Source organism: Flavobacterium segetis, from assembly GCF_900129575.1.
Lineage (GTDB): Bacteria > Bacteroidota > Bacteroidia > Flavobacteriales > Flavobacteriaceae > Flavobacterium > Flavobacterium segetis.
Genome location: NZ_FQWE01000011.1, coordinates 31,013 through 47,337, shown reverse-complemented (window position 1 = coordinate 47,337; position 16,325 = coordinate 31,013). Strand labels below are relative to the sequence as shown.

The 16,325-nt window shown below is 31.2% G+C and carries 14 protein-coding genes and 1 pseudogene; all 15 read left to right on the top strand.

The genetic code is table 11. The features are described 5' to 3' along the window. Nucleotides 1-26 precede the first annotated feature (26 nt). The 15 genes and pseudogenes from BUA99_RS13625 to BUA99_RS13555 all read left to right on the top strand — a co-directional run bounded on the left by BUA99_RS13625 (nt 27) and on the right by BUA99_RS13555 (nt 16,269). Nucleotides 27-2,855, top strand: coding sequence for a gluzincin family metallopeptidase (locus tag BUA99_RS13625; protein WP_317045045.1), 2,829 nt, complete (start codon nt 27-29; stop codon nt 2,853-2,855). 185 nt (nt 2,856-3,040) lie between these two features. After that, complete coding sequence (locus BUA99_RS13620) at nt 3,041-5,449, top strand: alpha-ketoacid dehydrogenase subunit alpha/beta (protein ID WP_072993484.1); 2,409 nt, start codon at nt 3,041-3,043, stop codon at nt 5,447-5,449. A 203-nt stretch (nt 5,450-5,652) separates the two neighbouring features. Continuing rightward, nucleotides 5,653-5,946 (top strand): putative quinol monooxygenase, encoded by a 294-nt coding sequence (locus tag BUA99_RS13615; protein WP_072993481.1) that lies wholly within the window; start codon nt 5,653-5,655, stop codon nt 5,944-5,946. Nucleotides 5,947-6,056: 110 nt separating this feature from the next. Then, a complete protein-coding gene (locus BUA99_RS13610) occupies nt 6,057-6,734 on the top strand; it encodes a peptidoglycan DD-metalloendopeptidase family protein (RefSeq protein WP_072993478.1) in 678 nt (225 codons plus the stop codon). A 3-nt stretch (nt 6,735-6,737) separates the two neighbouring features. After that, the gene (locus tag BUA99_RS13605; protein WP_072993475.1) at nt 6,738-7,217 is read left to right on the top strand and encodes a hypothetical protein; all 480 of its coding nucleotides are present in this window, start codon (nt 6,738-6,740) and stop codon (nt 7,215-7,217) included. 33 nt (nt 7,218-7,250) lie between these two features. Continuing rightward, a pseudogene (locus BUA99_RS13600) lies at nt 7,251-7,553 on the top strand (response regulator); the annotation flags it as partial. 525 nt (nt 7,554-8,078) lie between these two features. Next, nucleotides 8,079-9,461, top strand: coding sequence for an NAD-dependent succinate-semialdehyde dehydrogenase (locus BUA99_RS13595; RefSeq protein WP_072993469.1), 1,383 nt, complete (start codon nt 8,079-8,081; stop codon nt 9,459-9,461). 152 nt (nt 9,462-9,613) lie between these two features. After that, nucleotides 9,614-10,702, top strand: coding sequence for an alkene reductase (locus tag BUA99_RS13590; protein ID WP_200778670.1), 1,089 nt, complete (start codon nt 9,614-9,616; stop codon nt 10,700-10,702). 299 nt (nt 10,703-11,001) lie between these two features. Continuing rightward, the gene (locus BUA99_RS13585) at nt 11,002-11,475 is read left to right on the top strand and encodes a Dps family protein (protein ID WP_072993674.1); all 474 of its coding nucleotides are present in this window, start codon (nt 11,002-11,004) and stop codon (nt 11,473-11,475) included. Nucleotides 11,476-11,744: 269 nt separating this feature from the next. Then, nucleotides 11,745-12,185, top strand: coding sequence for a hypothetical protein (locus BUA99_RS13580; protein WP_072993671.1), 441 nt, complete (start codon nt 11,745-11,747; stop codon nt 12,183-12,185). Between the two features lie 409 nt (nt 12,186-12,594). Beyond that, nucleotides 12,595-13,386, top strand: a complete 792-nt coding sequence (locus BUA99_RS13575) for an MlaE family ABC transporter permease (protein WP_084673562.1) — start codon at nt 12,595-12,597, stop codon at nt 13,384-13,386. A gap of 1 nt (nt 13,387) precedes the next feature. Continuing rightward, the gene (locus BUA99_RS13570) at nt 13,388-14,164 is read left to right on the top strand and encodes an ABC transporter ATP-binding protein (RefSeq protein ID WP_072993466.1); all 777 of its coding nucleotides are present in this window, start codon (nt 13,388-13,390) and stop codon (nt 14,162-14,164) included. 18 nt (nt 14,165-14,182) lie between these two features. Beyond that, the gene (locus tag BUA99_RS13565; RefSeq protein WP_072993463.1) at nt 14,183-15,064 is read left to right on the top strand and encodes an MlaD family protein; all 882 of its coding nucleotides are present in this window, start codon (nt 14,183-14,185) and stop codon (nt 15,062-15,064) included. A gap of 190 nt (nt 15,065-15,254) precedes the next feature. Then, nucleotides 15,255-15,461, top strand: coding sequence for a hypothetical protein (locus tag BUA99_RS13560; protein ID WP_072993461.1), 207 nt, complete (start codon nt 15,255-15,257; stop codon nt 15,459-15,461). A 346-nt stretch (nt 15,462-15,807) separates the two neighbouring features. Then, entirely contained in the window at nt 15,808-16,269 is a 462-nt protein-coding gene (locus BUA99_RS13555; protein ID WP_072993458.1) for a sll1863 family stress response protein, read from the top strand. The last annotated feature ends 56 nt before the right edge of the window (nt 16,270-16,325 follow it).

Genomic DNA, 16,325 nt, shown 5'->3' with positions numbered 1-16,325 from the left:
TTTTTTCAAATTTTAATTCTCACTGCTTGAAATTATCCTCTAAAATTGTTTTGATTTTTATTGTTTTGTTAATATCTGCAAAACAGTATGCGCAACATCATTCTAAAATGGTAGTTGAGCTAAATTCTGAAAAGAAAACAGTGCTGGTAAATCAGCAGCTCACATTTTTCAATGAGACAAATGATACTTTAAAAACGATTGTTTTAAACGATTGGAACAACGCATACTCTAACAAAAATACTCCCTTAGCAAAGCGTTTTTCTGATGAATTTTATAGAGGTTTTCATTTGGCTAAAGAACAAGAACGCGGCAGCACAACGGATTTAGTTATAAGCAATACTAAAAATAAAATTTTGCTTTGGCAGCGACCAGAAAAAAATCCAGATTATATTATCTTACAATTACAAGAGCAACTTCTTCCACAGCAAAAATTAATTGTAAATCTTTCCTATGAAAGTAAAATTCCAAGTGATAAATTTACAAGATATGGTTACGGTGAAAACGGAAATTTTACTTTAAAAAATTGGTACCTCACTCCCGCTCGATATGAAAATCATATTTTTATAAGTAATAGTAACAACAATTTAGATGATATCGCTAATGCCAACACCAACTTTGAAATAAAACTAAAAATTCCAAATCCGCTTGTTGCGACAACTGATTTAGAAAGTACAAATTCAAAAATAAGTAATGGCTTTGTTACTTATGAATTATCAGGTAACAATAGAACTGATTTTAATTTGACAATTGAACCAAATTCTAATTTTGTTGTTTTTAAAAACGAAGCAGTTGAAGTCGCAACTGACTTAAAAGATAATAAGCTAAATGACATTCAAAAGGCAATTGTAATTGATAGAATTGTAAATTACACCAAGGATTTAATTGGTGATTATCCTTATAATAAGATAGTTGTTAGTCAAGTAAATTATGAACGTAATCCGTTTTACGGTTTAAATCAACTGCCGTCATTTTTGAGTCCGTTTCCCGATGAATTTATTTATGAAATAAAATTTTTAAAAACGTATCTAAATGAGTTTTTGAAAAGTAGTTTGCATTTAGATCCCAGAAAAGACAACTGGATTTATGATGGAATTCAGGTTTATGCTATGATGAAGTATATTGATGAGCATTATCCTGATACGAAAATGATAGGAAGCGCCTCGAAAATTAAATTATTAAAAAGCTTTAATCTTGCCAAAATAGACTTCAATGGCCAATACAGCTATTTCTACATGCTGATGGCTAGAAGAAATTTAGACCAACCACTTGGAAATCCCAAGAATACGTTGATCAAATTTAACGAGCAAATAGCTAGTAAATATCGCGCTGGTTTAAGCATTCGTTTTTTAGACGATTATTTGCAAAACAATACGGTACAACATAGCATTGGTCAGTTTTACAAAAAAGATAAGATATCGCAAGTTTCTAGATTTGATTTTGAATTCATATTAAAAGAAAATTCAAAGAAAGATATTAGTTGGTTTTTCAATACGGTCATTGATTCAAGAGCGATTATTGATTATAAATTCTCAAAGGTTACGAAAACTAAAGATAGCATAACTTTTTCAGTGATAAATAAAACAGGGGCACCAATACCTATTCCTATCTATGGAACAAAGAAAGGTGAGATTGTATTTAAACAATGGTTAGATATTGAAGAATGTGACAGTACTTTTACAATTTCCCGAGGCAATATAGACAAGCTTGTTTTAAATCTCAAAAATGAAGTACCTGAGTACAACTTAAGAAATAACTGGCGAAAATTAGACGGTTTTTTTCCAAATAATCGACCTGTGAAATTTGCCTTTATGAAAGATTTAGAGGATCCTTATTACAATCAAATTTTATATGTTCCTTCATTAGGATATAATCTATATGATGGGATTACTCCTGGATTGCGGCTACACAACAAAACAATTTTAGAGAAACCATTTATTTTTGATATTAACCCATCTTACTCCACTAAATCAAATAATTTATCTGGTTCAGCTGTATTTGTGGTTAATCAAAATTTTAGAAATACCATTCTTTACAATGCACGATATTCCATAAGCGGATCTTATTTTCATTACGCTGAAGATGCAACTTATTTACGCTTGAACCCATCACTTCAATTGCGAATTAGACAACCTAATTTCAGAGATAATCGAAAACAACTTATTTCATTCAGACAAGTAATTGTTAACAAAGAACAAAGTTTAATAGCTTTAAACGATTCTCCTTCAAATTATTCCGTTTTTGATGCTCGATATATCAATACAAAAACGGAGGTAACTAATCACTTTAACTTTGCTACCAATGTTCAAATAGCTGGAAAATTTGGAAAGATCACTAGTGAAATTGAATACAGGAAACTTTTTGAAGACAACCGTCAAATAAATTTGCGTTTTTATGCAGGAGCTTTTTTATATAATAGAACAAAATCTGATTTCTTTAGCTTTGCTTTAGATAGACCCACTGACTATTTATTTGATTATAATTACCTTGGAAGATCAGAAAACGCTGGACTCTTTAGTCAACAATACATTATTGCCGAAGGTGGATTTAAATCAAAAATAGCATCCCCTTTTGCTAATCGATGGATTACAAGTTTTAATGCGAGTTATAGTATTTGGAATTGGATTGAAGCTTATGGCGATATAGGAATAATAAAAAGTGAATTTAAAAACGGGAAATTTGTATATGATAGTGGCATTCGCTTAAACTTGGTCACTGATTACTTTGAATTGTATTTTCCAGTTTACTCTAATAACGGGTGGGAAATTTCACAAAATAATTACAATGAAAAAATTAGATTTATTTTCACTTTTTCGCCTAAGACGCTAATCAATCTTTTTAATCGAAAATGGTTTTAATCCCTTGCGTATTTACTTAAACATTACATTATTCTCTTCAAATCGATAATAAAATTAAATAAAGTAAAAAAATAAAGTTCATTTACTCACAATAAAATATATAAATTAGATTCTATTTTTAAAATGACCTTTGAAAATTAGTAGTTTTTGATTAATTTTGTGATCTAAAGCTACACTTTTCAATTATGATTAAAGAAAAAACGAATTCTGCACTGACATTTGAAGATTTCAAAGTCGAAGTTTTAAAGGACTATACCACAGCGATAGTAAGCCGAGAATGCAGTTTATTGGGACGTAAAGAGGTTCTAACCGGTAAAGCAAAGTTTGGAATTTTTGGTGATGGAAAAGAAGTACCACAGTTAGCGATGGCAAAGGCTTTTCAAAATGGTGACTTCCGTTCTGGTTATTACCGTGATCAAACTTTCATGATGGCTATAGGCGAACTTAATATTCAGCAATTTTTTGCTGGTTTATACGGTCATACTGATATCGTTCAAGAACCTATGTCAGCAGGAAGACAAATGGGCGGCCATTTTGCAACTCATAGCTTAAATGAAGATGGTTCTTGGAAAAATCTAACACAACAAAAAAATTCAAGTGCTGATATTTCTCCTACTGCAGGACAAATGCCACGATTATTAGGTCTGGCACAAGCATCAAAAATTTATAGACAACTTGATGGAATACCTAACGCAAGTAATTTTTCTAATCAAGGAAATGAAATTGCATGGGGAACAATAGGAAATGCGAGTACATCAGAAGGCTTATTTTTTGAAACTATAAACGCAGCTGGTGTTTTACAAGTACCAATGGTAATGAGCGTTTGGGATGATGAGTACGGAATTTCAGTACATGCAAGACACCAAACAACCAAAGAAAATATATCTGAAATTTTAAAAGGATATCAGAAAGAAAAGAATACTAATGGCTTTGAGATTTTAAATGTAAAAGGTTGGGATTACGCAGAATTAGTTGCTACTTACGAAAAAGCTGCTTTGATTGCTAGAGAAAATCATATTCCAGTTCTAATACATGTTGACGAATTAACACAACCTCAGGGTCATTCTAGTTCAGGCTCACACGAGCGTTACAAAGATGGAAACAGATTAGCATGGGAGAAAGAATTTGATTGTGTACGCCAAATGCGATTGTGGATGATTGCAATAAATATTGCTTCACCAGAAGAATTAGAAGCCATTGACTCACAAGCAAAAAAAGACGTTTTAGAAGGTAAAAAGGCTGCGTGGAATGCGTTCTTAGAACCCATAATTGTTGAACAAAAAGAGCTTATTATCGTTTTACAAAAAATTGCTAACAGTAGTGATAATAAAGATAAAATACTAAAATTTAACGCAGATTTAACGGCAATAAAAGCGCCTATTAAAAAAGAAATATTGATCACAGCTCGTAAAGTTCTGCGACTAATCAATAAGGAAGCAAGTAAAGCTGAACTATCGCAGTGGATCAGCAACTATACTCACAAAACGCAAAAGAATTTCAGTAGTAATTTATTCTCTGAAACCGATTTAAATGTTTTTTCAGTTGAAAAAGTTCTACCTCAATATGCTGATGATGCTAAAGAAGATACAGATGGAAGAATGATTTTACGTGACAATTTTGATGCTATTTTTACTAAATATCCTGAAACTTTAATTTTTGGTGAAGATGCAGGAGCTATTGGCGATGTGAATCAAGGTTTAGAAGGAATGCAAGAAAAATATGGCGAACTTCGAATCGCCGATGTTGGAATACGTGAAGCTACCATTTTAGGTCAAGGAATAGGAATGGCAATGAGAGGCTTGCGCCCTATCGCTGAAATTCAATATTTAGATTATTTATTGTATGCAATCCAAATCATGAGTGATGATTTAGCGACATTACAATACAGAACACTTGGTAAACAAAAAGCGCCACTAATTATTCGTACACGTGGTCATAGGCTAGAAGGAATTTGGCACTCAGGATCTCCTATGGGAATGATTATTAATGCAATAAGAGGAATTCACGTTTTAGTTCCAAGAAATATGACACAAGCCGCTGGATTTTATAACAGTTTACTTGAATGTGACGAGCCAGCTTTAGTGATAGAGTGTTTAAACGGTTATAGATTGAAGGAAAAAATGCCATTAAACTATGGAGAATTTAAAACACCTATTGGTGTTGTAGAAACTATTAAAGAAGGTTCTGATATTACTTTAGTTTCTTATGGCTCGACTTTACGGTTGGTGCAACAAGCAGCTAATGAATTAATGGAAATTGGTATTGATTGTGAAATAATTGATTTACAATCCTTACTCCCATTTGATAAGAACCAAGATATTGTAAAAAGTATCGCTAAAACCAATAGACTTTTAGTAATTGACGAAGATGTTCCTGGAGGAGCTTCAGCATTTATATTACAGCAAATTATTGAACAGCAAGATGCATATAATTATTTAGATAGTAAACCTCAAACTTTAACTGCTAAAGAGCATAGGCCAGCTTATGGCACTGATGGTGATTACTTTTCAAAACCATCAGCAGAAGATATTTATGAAAAAATATATGCTATGATGAATGAGGTTAATCCTTTGAAATATCCAAGTTTATATTAAAAAACTAAATTGTAAATCCTAATTCTAAAGATTAGGATTTTTTTTATCAATACAAATAATAGTAATTAATTGAAATTTTAACTTAGAAATTGATCTTTAAATATCGATTAACTTTCAAACTACAATTATATTGCTCAACAAAAGTTAAAGAATAAAATAGAAAACCAAAATTTCGTAATTTCGATATATATAAAATTAAAATCATGGAAAAATATGCTTTATTAGCTCGATTAGAAGCTAAGCCTGGAAAGGAAAACGATGTTGCAGCATTCCTAAAAAGTGCTTTACCACTTGTATTAGATGAGCCCGATACTGTAAACTGGTACGGTTGGCAAATAGGAACCTCAACTTTTGGTATTTTTGATACTTTTGAAACAGAAGAGGGACGAAAAGCTCATCTTGCAGGAAAAATTGCAGAGGCACTAATGGCAAATGCAGGCGAACTTTTATCAAAAGATCCAGTAATTGAATTCGTGGAACTACTGGCAGTTAAATAAAATATTACATTTAACTAAATAATATTATTTAAAAAATACAATTGTGCCAGCTTAAAATTTTTATGCTGGCATTTTTTCTTTAAATTTAGTGTTTTAAAAAAAGTATTAAAATGAAACTATTAGAAACAATTTTACATGAAATTGAAGATGTCAAAGTGATAGATGCATCGATAGATTATAAACAATACGTTCATTTAGATTTATCGAACAAAAATGAGAGTTTAAGAGATCTTAAAATTGATAATGCAACCGACTTCGAAAATTTCATTGAAGATTATTTGCAACAAAATAATGCGAAAGTTGCTTTTGGTGGTTATTATGAAATAAGAAATTTATATAAAAGAAGCACTATTTTTAACGATTACAGTACAGATGAACGCAATATTCATATTGGTTTAGATTTATGGATTAAAGCAGGAACTTCAGTTTTAGCTGCAATTGATGGTTTTATTCATAGCTACAATAATAATTTTGGCGTAGGTGATTATGGACCAACAATTATTTTACAGCATCAAATCAAAGATCAGATTTTTTATACTTTATACGGACATCTTTCTTTAGAAAGTATATCATCAATAGCTGTGGGAAAGAAAGTTAAAAAAGGAGAGCAAATTGCCACACTTGGTGATGCTAAAGTGAATGGGGATTATGCTCCGCATCTACATTTTCAAATAATAAGTGAAATGCCAACCATTTTTGGTGATTATCCTGGTGTTTGCAGTAAAAAAGATCAAGAGTTTTATTTACAAAATTGTCCTGATCCTAATATGTTACTTAAAATAAAATAGATTATGAAAAAGGCAATTATTGTTTTGACAATCCTTCTATTTATTGGTTGTAACACCAAAAATAGTATTATCAATTCTACTGAATCTCCAGTCGCAAAAGTGGAAAAAATAGCAACAAATCAAGTTAGTGATATACAAAAAGCAAAAGCTTATGAATTAGGTAAAAGAGTATTAATGACATGTAATACTTCTAAATTTAAGCCTTTTGACACAACTGAGGCCACGGAATCAGTTATAAATAACACTACCGAAGAAACATTGTCTAAAACGTGTACTCGTTTCCGACAATATTATGGTAGTTTTATAGACTTGGAACTAATTGAAGCTTATAAAAATAATATTGATCAATCAATTACTTTTAGATATAAAGCCTCATACTCTAAGAAAGTTGCAAATAAAGAGCTTCGAGTTATTATGAATAGTGATAATAAAGTTTCTTCCATCAAATCAATGGACTGGAAAGATACATTTCCACTTAATTAAAAGTTTACATGTAAAAAGTAAGTTAACAACAATGCTCTAAATCAATTATTGATGAAAAAGATTTTAAACGATTTCGGATTCGAGCGTGATGTTGCAACAAACGGCAAAATTGTTATTGTAATGCCTGCACAAAAATCCTATGACATAATTTTAATGGATTTGCAAATGCCAATTATGAATGGAATTGACACTACAACATACATTCGTAAAACAATGCAAATTAGTGCACCTATAATTGCTCTAACCGCCGATGTTACATCTGTCGATTTAGGAAAATGTAAAAGTATGGGAATGAATGGTTATGTCACCAAGCCGATCGATATTCATCAACTTTGAAGCAAAATTAGAGAACTTATTTCATAATTTAAACATTTAATCTATTTGAAAACGCCATCACTCTTTTCTAATTTTTTACTTAAAAATGTAAACTACTGATTGATGCTGAAAATTTGTGTAAACAATTTAAATTACTCTTCTTATTATTTAAAATAAAACAATAAAGAATAAAAATTGAAAAAGTTTGGATCTTATTTTGCTTTAGATTCTATTACAACTCAGAAGATATGCTGATCGAATAATGCCATATTTAATTAGAGAATGTAGCAAACTGTGTCGAAATTGATAATTATTTTTTTACATTTTTATCATGATATGTGAATGTTACAAATTGTAATTAATATTCTATAACATTCTTAAGTATTAAATAAAGACCTTTACATTTCGTAATTAAACCTACATTGCGATTTTCTTCTCTAAAACTATTTCTTCTAAACAATTTGATTTTATAGTTTCTCAAATTGAGAAGGTTGTTATGAATTATCACATAGCGTGTAATTTTTTTAATCTTTTAAATATAAAAAAATGGCAGTTCAAACCGTTAACCCTTTTACAAATAAAGTAGTACGCACATTTGATGAAATGACTGATGAAACAGTAGATATGTTAATATCCCAATCAGCCGAGACATATTCCAGTTGGAAAAATACAAGTTATACCCATCGTGCTAAAATTTTGCATAAAGTAGCATCATTAATGCGGGAAAGAAAAGATGATTTAGCTAAAACGATAACATTGGAAATGGGTAAATTAATCGCTCAGGCCGAAGGCGAAATAATGCTTAGTGCATCAATATTTGATTACTATGCAACAAACGCAGAGCATTTTTTAGCTGATAAACATTTAGATCCTGAATATGGTAGTGCTTATGTTCAAAGCAGTCCGATTGGAGTGATATTTGGTGTTGAGCCATGGAATTTCCCTTTTTATCAAGTAGCTAGATTTTCGGCTCCAAATGTGATGGTAGGTAATACAGTGCTTGTGAAGCATGCTTCAATGGTGCCACAATGTGCTATTGCAATCGAAGATCTTTTTAATGAGGCAGGAGCACCAAAAGGTCTTTATACTAATTTATTTCTTTCAGGCGAGAGAGCTTCTGAATTAGTCTCTGATAAAAGAATTAAAGGCGTTGCGCTAACAGGAAGCGAAGCTGCTGGAGCGTCACTGGCAACGGAAGCTGGGAAAAACCTAAAAAAATCAGTTTTAGAATTAGGTGGTAATGATGCTTTTATAATCCTAGAAGACGCAGATATTGATAAAGCTGTAGAATGGGCAGTTGTAGGTAGAATAAACAATAATGGGGAGTGCTGCGTCGCCTCCAAAAGATTCATTGCAGTTGAAGCTATTGCTGACGAATTTTTAGAAAAATTTAAAAATCAGTTGGCTAATTTGGTTGTGGGTGATCCTATGGATCCGAAAACAGAATTAGGTCCTATGAGTAGTGAGGAGGCAGCAGTACACATCATTGATCAAATAAAAAGATCAACTGATGCTGGAGCTACTATTTTAATAGGAGGAAACCGAGTTGATAGAGCCGGAGCTTTTGTTGAACCAACAATACTAACTGATTTAAAACCAGGAATACCAGCTTATCATGAAGAAATTTTTGGACCTGTGGCTTCTTTTTATAGAGTAAAAGATGAGGCTGCCGCAATTGCTCTAGCAAATGATTCTGATTACGGATTAGGTTGTTCAATTTTTACACAAGATACTAAACGAGGAGAAAATGTTGCAAGCCAAATCGATGCTGGAATGGTGTTTATAAATCATCCAACTTGGACACAAGCTGATTTACCATTTGGTGGAACAAAAAATTCTGGTTACGGAAGAGAGCTTTCAGAATTAGGAATTCAAGAATTCGTAAATAAAAAATTAATTCGAATCAGCGGTCTTTCTGATCCACTTTAAAACTTATAATTAAAGTGGTAGCTCGAAGTGAGCTACCACTTTTTATTTTAGAGAATTAGGGTAATTAAAATCAATAATTATTTCACGTTTTTTCCTCGATAAAATCTAATTACAAAAACCCTGCAACAGGATCAAAAATTAAATTTAAAAATATGAATATAAACGAACTGTTTACACCAAGAAAAGTTGGTGACATCGAATTAAAAAATAGTATTGTCATGGCGCCTATGACTCGGTCACGTGCCATTGATAATATACCAAATGAACTAATGGCTGAATATTATGAACAACGTTCAACAGCAGGGTTAATAATAACAGAAGGAACATCACCATCACCTAATGGATTAGGATATGCAAGAATTCCCGGAATTTTTAATGCGGAGCAAGTTGATGGATGGAAAAAAACAACGCATGCTGTTCACGAAAACAATGGTAAAATATTTATTCAGCTAATGCATTGCGGTCGTATAAGCCATCCTTTAAATATGCCGAAAGACACCACCATTTTCGCTCCATCACAAGTGAAAGCTGCGGGACAAATGTTCACAGATGAAGAAGGATTACAAGATTTTGTTGTTCCATCAGAAATGAGTTTGCAAGATATCATTCATGCAAAAACAGAATTTATTTCGGCAGCAAAAAATGCGATATTTGCTAATTTTGACGGTGTTGAAGTACATGGAGCTAATGGATATTTACTTGAACAGTTTTTATCTCCCATCAGCAACATTAGAACTGACGATTATGGAGGAAATATTAAAAACCGATGTAAGTTTGTATTAGAAACGGTTGAAGCTGTTGCACATGCCATAGGAAAGCATAAAACCGGTATTCGTCTTTCTCCGTACGGTGTTGCTAGTGATATGCCACACTATCCTGAAATTCAAGAAACCTATGATTATTTATCTACAGAACTAAACAAACTTGATATTGCTTACATTCACTTAGTAGATCATTCAGCAATGGGTGCTCCCGAAGTTCCATCTCAAATAAAGAAAGTAATCCGAAATAATTTTAAAAATACATTAATCTTGTGCGGTGGTTATGATGAAGCAACTGCGAAAGAAGACTTAGAAAATGGAATTACTGATCTCATTGCTTTTGGCCGTCCATATATTAATAATCCTGACTTAATTGATCGTTTTAAAAATAATTATCCAATGGCAGATAATCTTGATGATAGTACTTTTTATACTGCTGGTGCAAAAGGTTATACGGATTATCCAACTTATGATAGTTAATATTTAAATGATAGCATTCTCTTTACGTCATAGAATATACAGCCTTTAAAAAGCAATTTTTAAAGGCTTTTTTATATCATAGTAACAAATACTTTATCCATAATACTCTAAATTTTAATTAAATTACTTATTGCAATTAAAAAAATAACATATCTGTGAATATTATAACTTATTTATATAATCATATAATGCTTCTTACTCCCAATAAAATGACCTTTGTAACAAGGAAACTACATTAGTTTTTAAATTAAAATGTAAAATGCACTTTAATTAAAATGAATATTTTAAAATCACACGACATGAAAGTTAAAATCGGAATTACAGAGGCACATTTAAAAAATAACATATCAATATTAAGTTCAACACTAGCTAACCAAATGACTTTTTACGTTAAGTTACGAAAATTTCATTGGAATGTTTCTGGACCCAGTTTTATGGAGTTACATCTTTTATTTGAAGGTCAGTACAAAAAGCTTGAAATGGCAATCGATGAGACTGCTGAACGTATTGGAAAACTTGGAGGAAAAACAATTGGAACCCTAAAAGAATTTGCTGATTTAACTGTTATAAAGGAATCGCCAAATGAATATCCAGAACAAAAAGATATGCTTTCAGAATTGATTGCTGACCATGAAACATTGATAATTCAATTGCGTAAAGATGTTGACATCAGTGAAGATGAGAATAAAGATGCTGGGACTGCTGATTTTCTAACTGGTCTAATGTTAGAGCACGAAACAATGGCATGGAAACTAAGACGTTATTTAGAATAAAAATATAGGAGTTGATTGCAAAACGACTTAGAATACGAAGATTAGGTTAGGTTTTTATTTAGTTAGTAAGGGGCTGTTGGAAACGACAGCCCTTTCTTTTTAAGAAAAATTTTAAAGTTTAGTTTTTTAAAATATGTATAGAAAGGTCAAATTTGGTGTAATCTCAACTTGATTTTTTAAATGTAAATAATATAAATTATACTTTTTTTGATGTAACATTTCTTACTGATTTGATAATTATTTTTGATACTGATTTAAATCACAAAATTATGATTCAAACCTTACGCTCTTTTGTAGCACGATCCATCAGAACTACTATTGCATTAGCTTTAATTGCAATTTGTTACAGTTGTGAAAAGAACATTCCATTTGAAGAATCAATCATAGTTCCTGCTGCACAAGGAAACGTGACAATTAAAAAAGACAATAATAATAATTATGCGATAAGCATTAAAATCTTCAATCTCGCAGAGGTTGGACGGTTACAGCCAGCAAAAAGTTTTTATCTCATTTGGGTAGAAACAGAACAGCATGAATACAAAAATGTAGGCCAGATTGATAGTGAGAAAAATTTAATCTCAAATAAATTAAAGGCTAAGTTTGAGACCGTAACTTCTTTCAAACCAGTAAAGATTTTTATCACAGCCGAAAACGAATTAGATCCACAACGGCCAGCAAAGCAAATTATATTAGCGACAAAATTTTTTTAATTTTTGATTGACATTCTTAAATTTAAAAATCGTAAATAATATAAGTTTAAAAGAACCTTGTTAAATGAACAAAATCAGATCGTTACAAAATAGTGATAGAAATGTAAATTTAATATTCATTTTTAGTAAGGATTTAATGATAAAAAATAAGACAATAATGTAATTTATTAAATAATTATATGATTAATCACAGCGGTTACAACATAAATAATAGCAGCTCAAAATCAGTAAGTAAGTGTAAATATCGAGTTTTAAAAAACTAATTTAATACTCGTTGGGCGTAATTATTCAAAACGTCAGTTCGAGTATTTTTTGTGGAGTAAAACGGTGTGAAAAATACTCGAACTGACGAAAAATCACCATCAAAAACTAATTACACCTAACTGGTTAATTTAATATCAATTTTTAAATGAATACAGTACTTACTAAAAAAAAAGAAGATCTGATTCAGTACTTTAAGGAGGTATGCGAAGACGTTGGAAAAACAACTTCATTTTCGATCCGTTTTTTTAAAGAAGTGATTAGACCTCCTTACGAAATGAAGGAATTTATTAGACAGTGTTACAGTATAGGATATAAATCGCTACCATTAGTAACTATCACAGGTTTCATTATGGGTTTAGTACTTACATTGCAATCAAGACCGACCTTAGCGAAGTTTGGCGCTGAGTCATGGCTTCCTAGTATGGTAGCTTTGTCTCTTATTCGTGAAATTGCTCCTGTAATTACAGCATTAATTTGCGCAGGTAAAGTTTCATCAGGAATTGGCGCAGAATTAGGCTCAATGAAAGTTACCGAACAAATTGATGCTATGGAGGTTTCTGCTATAAATCCCTTTAAATATTTAGTAGTTACAAGAATACTGGCCACTACATTAATGATCCCATTACTTGTGTTTTATGCTGATGCAATTGGAATCTTAGGAGGATACATGGGTATTAATATTCACAGTGAAGTTGGTTTATATCGTTATTTAGCTGAAGTTCTGGAATCGTTAAAGTTTGTAGATATTTTCCCAGCTACCATAAAAACCTTTTTCTTTGGATTTTTTATTGGAATGATCGGTTGTTATAAAGGATTCAATGCAGCTAATGGAACTGAAAGCGTAGGAAAAGCGGCAAACTCGGCAGTAGTAACCGCCTCATTAAGCATTTTTATTATTGACATGATTGCAGTACAATTAACTGATTTATTTTTATGATATGGAGAATGTAATTATGCAACATCAAAATAATGATGCTGAAAAATCGGATGTTCCTGTTATAGTAATCAAAGATCTTCATAAAGCTTTTGGAAAGAATAAAGTTCTAAAAGGAGTTAATCTTACTGTCAAAAAGGGAGAGAATTTAGTAATTTTAGGTAAGTCAGGATCGGGAAAATCTATAACTATAAAATGTATTGTAGGACTAATTGAAGTTGATGAAGGGGAGATTAATGTTTTTGGTACTGATATAACAAAAGTCGATACTGATGAATTAAATAAAACAAGAGTTCGCATTGGCTTTCTATTCCAAAATGCTGCTTTATACGATTCAATGAGCGTAAGGGATAATTTAGGATTTACATTAAAGAGACATGAAAAAGATCTATCAAATGATGAGGTAGAGCAACAAATAGGAGAAATATTGGAAAGCGTTGGTTTAGCAGAGGCTATTGATAAAATGCCATCAGAATTGTCAGGCGGTATGCGCAAGAGAATTGGTCTCGCACGTACTTTGATTCTTAAACCAGAGATTATATTATATGATGAACCAACAACAGGACTCGATACAATCACCTCAAGAGAAATAAGCGAATTAGTTGTAGAAATTCAAAAAAAGTATAAGACTACATCCATTATAATCACGCATGATATGGCTTGTGCCAAATTTACAAGTAACCGTTTGATGATATTAAGGGATGGAATAATTTATGCCGAAGGTACATACGATGAATTAGAAAAAACTGATGATAAATGGGTTCGCTCTTTTTTTCTCTAAATTTTAAATAATAAAAAAATGAAACAAGAAACGGGATATCAATGGAAACTAGGAATGTTTGTAATTATCGGTTTGGTATTATTTATAGGAACAATATATTTTGTTGGAAAACAAAAAAATCTTTTTGGATCTACATTTGAATTGTATTCGGAATTCAGATCAGTTAATGGTCTTGAAGTTGGCAATAATGTACGTTTAGCAGGAATAAATATCGGAACAGTTGATGGAATAGAATTTTTAAATGACTCAGCAGTTGTTATAAAACTTGTAATAAGAGACGAGGTTCGAAAATATATTAAAAAGGATGCGATTGCAAGTATTAGTTCTGACGGATTAATGGGCGATAAAGTCTTAACCGTTTCGGCAGGAAAAGGATCAAATACTATTGTAAAAGATAATGACGAAATTGCTTCAAAGGATGCTATTGAAATGGATGACTTGATGGTCAGCGTTAAGAAAAGTGTCGATAACGCAGCTATAATTTCAACTGAATTAGCTACTTTTAGCTACAATATGAATAACGGAAACGGTGCATTATCAAAATTAGTTTCTGATGAGCAATTTGGTAACAGTATAAAAAATACAGTTTTGAACTTAGAAAATAGTACAGATGAATTTAAAAAATTCACTGCAAAAATGAACAATGGTAAAGGAGCACTCTCAAAATTAGTAAGTGATGAAAGGATGGGTAAAGTGATTGACTCCTCTTTGAATAATGTAAAAACTGCTACTAAAGGAATGAATGAAGTTATAGAAGCTGCAAAAAATAATTTCCTTCTGCGCGGGTACTTCAAGAAAAAAAAGAGGGAAGAAGAAAAAAAGCAAGATGAACTAGATGATTTAGAAGAAGCTCAGATGAAAAAAGAGCTAAAAATTGATATTGAAAATGATTCGTTATAAATTAAATGAGTGCTTTTCTAAACCATTTAGCATAAGTGAAATTTTAATATTAGTTAGTAGTGCTAGCAATACCTTATCAGATATCATAATTTAAATAAAAAATAGCTAAAGAGAAAGATCTCTTCCAATCTCAAATAAAATTATCATTACGGTAAAAACATAAGTAAACAGAAATAAATAATATATCATTATGAAAACAGAGAAAGAATTAAATCAGGAAATTTTAGAGACTACTACAATGATACGTAATGAGTATCCAGAACTTATTAAATACTTAGACGAATTACCGCTTACAATTCCTATTGAAGATAGTCCAGCAATCAATATTAAAGTGTTAACTGACTACTCGCATTCACTGAAAAATATCATTGTAAAATATGGAATAAAGCATGAATAAGTATAAATCATTAAATTTTAAAAGTATATATTTTTAAATTTTGAATTTAGCTATTAATGTTGACAAAAGATATTTGTTGCCAGTTTAGCCCTCAACATTAAAAGTTGACAAAAGTAAAAATATCAATTAGTAAGTGACAATTTAATTTTTAAAATGAAAAAACATAAGTACTAGTAGAGAGGTTACCTCAGAAATTTACATGATTGTTTTCTAAAAATAATAAGATAACCCGACAAATTTATCTTTTCGCAAGAAGGTCGCTACCTGGCAAGTGGATTAAAGAACAAAGCAACTTGGATATAATTAAAAATAAATAATCAATTTAATAACTCAAAAAATAAAAATCATGAAAAGATCAATTTTAAATTTAGCATTAGTCGCCTTGATTTCTACTACAGCGCTAATGGGGTGTAAGGATTCAACAAAACAAGAACTTGATGCAAGAGAAGGAGTAGAAGATGCAAGAGCTGATCTTGACGAAGCAAAAGCTGAACTATCAGATGCTAGAAAGGCCGCAACTGAACAAGAATGGAAAGAATTTAAAGAAAGCACTAATGCCGCTATAGCTAAGAATGAAAATCGCATCTCTGACTTAAAAATGCAAATGAAGAAATCAGGTAAAACAATGGATGCAGAGTATACAAAAAAAATAGAGGAGCTTGAAGTAAGAAACAGGGAAATAAAAGATAAGGTAAACGCTTATAAAAATAGCGCCAGTGATGATTGGGAAACTTTTAAAGAGGAATACAATCGTGATATGGAAGATTTAGGACAGTCCTTTAAAAACTTTACAGTTAAGAATAATTAAAATTCAAAAAAGGTAAATCGTAACAGATTTACCTTTTTTATTATTTACGGATTTAA

What these genes read in the sequence shown, in the direction of transcription:
- BUA99_RS13590 (WP_200778670.1), top strand. Translation starts at nt 9,614, where the DNA reads ATGAATATAAACGAACTGTTTACACCAAGAAAAGTTGGTGACATCGAA.
- BUA99_RS13610 (WP_072993478.1), top strand. Translation starts at nt 6,057, where the DNA reads ATGAAACTATTAGAAACAATTTTACATGAAATTGAAGATGTCAAAGTG.
- BUA99_RS13585 (WP_072993674.1), top strand. Translation starts at nt 11,002, where the DNA reads ATGAAAGTTAAAATCGGAATTACAGAGGCACATTTAAAAAATAACATA.
- BUA99_RS13620 (WP_072993484.1), top strand. Translation starts at nt 3,041, where the DNA reads ATGATTAAAGAAAAAACGAATTCTGCACTGACATTTGAAGATTTCAAA.
- BUA99_RS13575 (WP_084673562.1), top strand. Translation starts at nt 12,595, where the DNA reads ATGAATACAGTACTTACTAAAAAAAAAGAAGATCTGATTCAGTACTTT.
- BUA99_RS13595 (WP_072993469.1), top strand. Translation starts at nt 8,079, where the DNA reads ATGGCAGTTCAAACCGTTAACCCTTTTACAAATAAAGTAGTACGCACA.
- BUA99_RS13580 (WP_072993671.1), top strand. Translation starts at nt 11,745, where the DNA reads ATGATTCAAACCTTACGCTCTTTTGTAGCACGATCCATCAGAACTACT.
- BUA99_RS13605 (WP_072993475.1), top strand. Translation starts at nt 6,738, where the DNA reads ATGAAAAAGGCAATTATTGTTTTGACAATCCTTCTATTTATTGGTTGT.
- BUA99_RS13565 (WP_072993463.1), top strand. Translation starts at nt 14,183, where the DNA reads ATGAAACAAGAAACGGGATATCAATGGAAACTAGGAATGTTTGTAATT.
- BUA99_RS13560 (WP_072993461.1), top strand. Translation starts at nt 15,255, where the DNA reads ATGAAAACAGAGAAAGAATTAAATCAGGAAATTTTAGAGACTACTACA.
- BUA99_RS13555 (WP_072993458.1), top strand. Translation starts at nt 15,808, where the DNA reads ATGAAAAGATCAATTTTAAATTTAGCATTAGTCGCCTTGATTTCTACT.
- BUA99_RS13615 (WP_072993481.1), top strand. Translation starts at nt 5,653, where the DNA reads ATGGAAAAATATGCTTTATTAGCTCGATTAGAAGCTAAGCCTGGAAAG.
- BUA99_RS13570 (WP_072993466.1), top strand. Translation starts at nt 13,388, where the DNA reads ATGGAGAATGTAATTATGCAACATCAAAATAATGATGCTGAAAAATCG.